Below are 5,187 nucleotides of genomic sequence, written 5' to 3'. Positions count from 1 at the left end.
AAAAAGAGTAACCTTTTCGAGGTTACTCTTTTACTAATAAAATTCTGGCGTCTACCTACTCTCCCGAGTTTGAACTCAGTACCATCGGCGGTGCGGGGCTTAACTTCTCTGTTCGAGATGGGAAGAGGTGAACACCCGCCCTATAAACACCATGAAGCTCTTTCGACTACGACCCGACTTTGATACTATCTCTTGTCTGACATCTATCGTCTAATCTCTTCTTAATCATTCATGACTTATGTTACAGAAAGATAAAAGCATAATAAAATATAAGAGTCCTCGATTCATTAGTATTACTCGGCTTAGTGTTACCACTGCTACACCTGTAACCTATCAACGTAATAGTCTATTACGAATCTCAATGGAAGACTCATCTTGAGGTGGGTTTCACACTTAGATGCTTTCAGCGTTTATCCCGTCCGTACTTGGCTACTCTGCCGTGCCCTTGGCAAGACAACAGATGCACCAGAGGTACGTCCAACTCGGTCCTCTCGTACTAAAGTCAGAACCTCTCAATCTTCCTACGCCCACCACAGATAGGGACCGAACTGTCTCACGACGTTCTGAACCCAGCTCGCGTGCCACTTTAATCGGCGAACAGCCGAACCCTTGGGACCTTCTCCAGCCCCAGGATGTGACGAGCCGACATCGAGGTGCCAAACCTCCCCGTCGATGTGAGCTCTTGGGGGAGATCAGCCTGTTATCCCCGGAGTACCTTTTATCCTTTGAGCGACGGCCCTTCCATACAGAACCGCCGGATCACTATACCCATGTTTCCATCCAGCTCGACTTGTAGGTCTCACTGTCAAGCGACCTTATGCTATTGCACTCAACGCACGGTTACCAAGCGTGCTGAGGTCACCTTTGGAAGCCTCCGTTACTCTTTTGGAGGCGACCACCCCAGTCAAACTACCCACCAAACGGTGTCCTCGCCTTAGGCAAGTTAGAATCCAAATAACCAAAGGGTGGTATTTCAACGTTAGCTCCACAATGCCTAGCGACACCACTTCACAGCTTCCCACCTATCCTACACATCAGTTACCCGAATTCAACGTTAAGCTATAGTAAAGGTTCACGGGGTCTTTCCGTCCCGTGGCGGGTAAACGGCATCTTCACCGTTACTACAATTTCGCCGAGCTCACAGCTGAGACAGTGCCCAGATCGTTACACCATTCGTGCAGGTCGGAACTTACCCGACAAGGAATTTCGCTACCTTAGGACCGTTATAGTTACGGCCGCCGTTTACTGGGGCTTCGATTCAATGCTTCTCTTGCGATGACATCCCCTCTTAACCTTCCAGCACCGGGCAGGTGTCAGGCCTTATACGTCGTCATTAAACTTCGCAAAGCCATGTGTTTTTGTTAAACAGTCGCCTGGGCCATTTCTCTGCGGCCTACATTGCTGCAGGCTCCCCTTCTCCCGAAGTTACAGGGTTAATTTGCCGAGTTCCTTAGCTGTGATTCACTCGAGCACCTTAGGCTTCTCGCCTCGACTACCTGTGTCGGTTTACGGTACGGGTGGTAAATAGCTGAAGCTTAGCGGCTTTTCTTGGAAGCAATTCATCTCGTTCGATTCAGCCTAAACCTCCTCTCAACGCCCTATTCCGTCAGGACGTACAAAACTCTTCACTCCGTCCCCGCATCGCACTATCACCAGTATGGGAATATTAACCCATTTGCCATCGGCTTCGGCCTTCGCCTTATCCTTAGGTCCCGACTAACCCTCAGTTGATTGACGTAGCTGAGGAATCCTGAGTCTTTCGGTGTGTATGGTTCTCACATACATTATCGCTACTTATCCCTACATTTGCTTTTCTATACGCTCCAGCATACCTCACAGTACACATTCACCGCGAATAGAATGCTCTCCTACCCAAGACTTACGCCTTGACTAAGCTTCGGTACTACACTTGATGCCCGTTTATTATCGATGCCCGCCCCGCTCGACCAGTGAGCTGTTACGCACTCTTTAAATGATTGCTGCTTCCAAGCAAACATCCTGGCTGTCACTGCAGTCAGACTTCCTTAGTTCAACTTAGTGTAAATTTAGAGACCTTAGCTGTAGTTCTGGGTTCTTTCCCTTTCGGACTTGGACCTTAGCACCCAAGCCCTCACTGCCGAGTATATTATGCCGCATTCGGAGTTTATCAGAATTTGGTAGGATTTGACTCCCCCGCATCCTATTAGTAGCTCTACCTCGACATAACTCAACCTCGACGCTGTACCTAAATACATTTCGGAGAGTACGAGCTATTTCCCAGTTTGATTAGCCTTTCACCCCTACCCACAGTTCATCCAAAAACTTTTCAACGTTAACTGGTTCGGACCTCCATGTTGTGTTACCAACACTTCATCCTGACCATGGGTAGATCACAAGGTTTCGCGTCTACAGCCACCGACTATTCGCCCTATTCAGACTTGCTTTCGCTTCGACTACGACACTGAATGTCTTAATCTTGCCGGTGACCGTAACTCGTAGGGTCATTATGCAAAAGGCACGCCGTCACTGGACTTGCCAGCTCCGACCGCTTGTAAGCGTACGGTTTCAGGTTCTTTTTCACTCCGATACTCTCGGTGCTTTTCACCTTTCCTTCACAGTACTTGTTCACTATCGGTGTCTCAGGAGTATTTAGCCTTAGCGGATGGTACCGCTTAATTCAGAGGGGATTCCACTGGTCCCCACCTACTCAGGATACTGCTCGTCCATTAAATCTTACGCTTACGTGGCTATCACACTGTATCGCCAGACTTCCCAATCTGTTCAGCTTAATTTAATCTTCTAAATGCAGTCCTATAACCCCTACTTTGCCGTAACAAAATAGGTTTGGGCTTCTCCGCGTTCGCTCGCCACTACTTGCGGAATCACTGTTGTTTTTTATTCCTCCGGTTACTTAGATGTTTCAGTTCACCGGGTTAGCTCTATACTTTGTATAGTAATGGTTCTTCAAACCATTGGGTTGCCCCATTCGGAAATCTACGGATTAACTTGTATGTGCCAATCCCCGTAGCTTATCGCAGCTTATCACGTCCTTCTTCGCCTCTGAGACCCTAGGCATCCTCCGTACGCCCTTATATAACTCTTACTATTATACTTTTATCTCTCTGCCAACATGTCAATGAACTCTTTTCAATCTCATATATCAGATATTAGCTAATCAAGCTGTGCTTCGCCAATATCATTATTAGATATAAAAAATTAAATAGTGGTATAAATACCCTTCTTTCCTACAATTAACTCAACTATCAGTCCTTTATCGATAATTGTTATAGCTAATCTATTACTAAAATTTGTGGAGAATAACGGAGTCGAACCGTTGACCCCCTGCTTGCAAAGCAGGTGCTCTAGCCAGCTGAGCTAATCCCCCTTATGTCTTTCAACTTCTTGGTGGGCCTGCGTGGACTCGAACCACGGACCTTTACATTATCAGTGTAACGCTCTAACCACCTGAGCTACAAGCCCCTATAATCAGAAATATTACATAATTACGTAATCGTCCGATCGATCTCTCTATAATGCTTTCAAAACATAACTTTTTTGGGAAAACAAATGCTAATCTAAAAATAAAGTGTCAAGTCGTTTTTTTTCTGTTTAGAAAATCTCTAAAAAGGAGGTGTTCCAGCCGCACCTTCCGGTACGGCTACCTTGTTACGACTTAGCCCTAGTTACTGATTCTACCCTAACGAAATCTTTTACCTTCCGCTTCAGGTCTACCCAACTTCCATGGCTTGACGGGCGGTGTGTACAAGGTCCGGGAACGTATTCACCGAATCATAGCTGATATTCGATTACTAGCGATTCCAGCTTCATGAGGTCGAGTTGCAGACCTCAATCCGAACTGTGAACGACTTTTTGTGATTGGCTTACTATTACTAGCTCGCAACACTCTGTATCGCCCATTGTAGCACGTGTGTTGCCCTGGACGTAAGGGCCATGATGACTTGACGTCGTCCCCTCCTTCCTCTCTACTTGCGTAGGCAGTCTTGTCTGAGTCCCCGACTTAACTCGCTGGCAACAGACAACAGGGGTTGCGTTCGTTGCGGGACTTAACCCAACACCTCACGGCACGAACTGACGACAGCCATGCAGCACCTTGTTTCGGGTCATTGCTGACTGTACTATTTCTAATACATTCCCTCACATTCTAGTCCAGGTAAGGTTCCTCGCGTATCATCGAATTAAACCACATGCTCCACCGCTTGTGCGGACCCCCGTCAATTCCTTTGAGTTTCACCGTTGCCGGCGTACTCCCCAGGTGGATTACTTATCGGTTTCCCTTGGACACTGGCTTGGCCAACATCTAGTAATCATCGTTTACTGTGCGGACTACCAGGGTATCTAATCCTGTTTGATCCCCGCACCTTCGAGCCTCAGCGTCAGTGTGACTGCAGCAGACTGCCTTCGCAATCGGTATTCCTCCTGATATCTAAGCATTTCACCGCTACATCAGGAATTCTATCTGCCTTCTGTCAACTCAAGCTAACCAGTATCAACGGCATGTAAAACAGTTAAGCTGCTACCTTTCACCGCTGACTTAATCAGCCGCCTACGCTCCCTTTAAACCCAATAAATCCGGATAACGCTCGCCACCTACGTATTACCGCGGCTGCTGGCACGTAGTTAGCCGTGGCTTATTCAACTGGTACCGTCAACTTGCCTCGCAAGGCCTCTTTTCTTCCCAGTTAAAAGCAGTTTACAACCCAGAGGGCCGTCTTCCTGCACGCGGCGTGGCTGGGTCAGGCTTCCGCCCATTGCCCAATATTCCCTACTGCTGCCTCCCGTAGGAGTCTGGCCCGTATCTCAGTGCCAGTGTGGGGGATTCTCCTCTCAGAGCCCCTAAAGATCGTAGACTTGGTGAGCCGTTACCTCGCCAACTATCTAATCTTACGCATGGCCATCCTTATCCAATAAATCTTTAATAGCTGAATGATGCCATTCTACTATCTTATGCGGTATTAGCTCGAGTTTCCCCGAGTTATCCCCCAGATAAGGGCAGGTTCCATACGCGTTACGCACCCGTACGCCGGTGTATTGCTACCCCTTGACTTGCATGTATTAAGCCCGCCGCTAGCGTTCATCCTGAGCCAGGATCAAACTCTCCATTGTAAATATCAAGTTTGCCTGACTACTTAATTAAATTAAACGTCGCATTCGTTTTCCCAATAAGTTAATGAACTTTATTCAACTAAT

General features: G+C 47.4%; 2 tRNA genes and 3 rRNA genes. All 5 read right to left on the bottom strand.

Going from position 1 to position 5,187, the window contains the following annotated elements:
• Window positions 1-42: 42 nt before the first annotated feature.
• Window positions 43-154, bottom strand: a 5S ribosomal RNA gene (gene rrf, locus AAG807_RS21010).
• Window positions 155-267: 113 nt separating this feature from the next.
• Window positions 268-3,083: ribosomal RNA gene (locus AAG807_RS21005) — 23S ribosomal RNA — on the bottom strand.
• Between the two features lie 207 nt (window positions 3,084-3,290).
• Window positions 3,291-3,364: transfer RNA gene (locus AAG807_RS21000), tRNA-Ala, on the bottom strand.
• Window positions 3,365-3,382: 18 nt separating this feature from the next.
• Window positions 3,383-3,459 (bottom strand) — tRNA-Ile (locus tag AAG807_RS20995).
• A gap of 144 nt (window positions 3,460-3,603) precedes the next feature.
• A 16S ribosomal RNA gene (locus AAG807_RS20990) occupies window positions 3,604-5,103 on the bottom strand.
• The 16S, 23S and 5S rRNA genes sit together here with 2 tRNA genes alongside, the layout of an rRNA operon.
• Window positions 5,104-5,187: the final 84 nt, after the last annotated feature.

The organism is Fluviicola taffensis DSM 16823 (assembly GCF_943372375.1).
GTDB lineage: Bacteria > Bacteroidota > Bacteroidia > Flavobacteriales_D > Crocinitomicaceae > Fluviicola > Fluviicola taffensis_A.
Note: the sequence above shows the minus strand (reverse complement) of the source record. Positions and strands in the feature narration are given on the sequence as shown.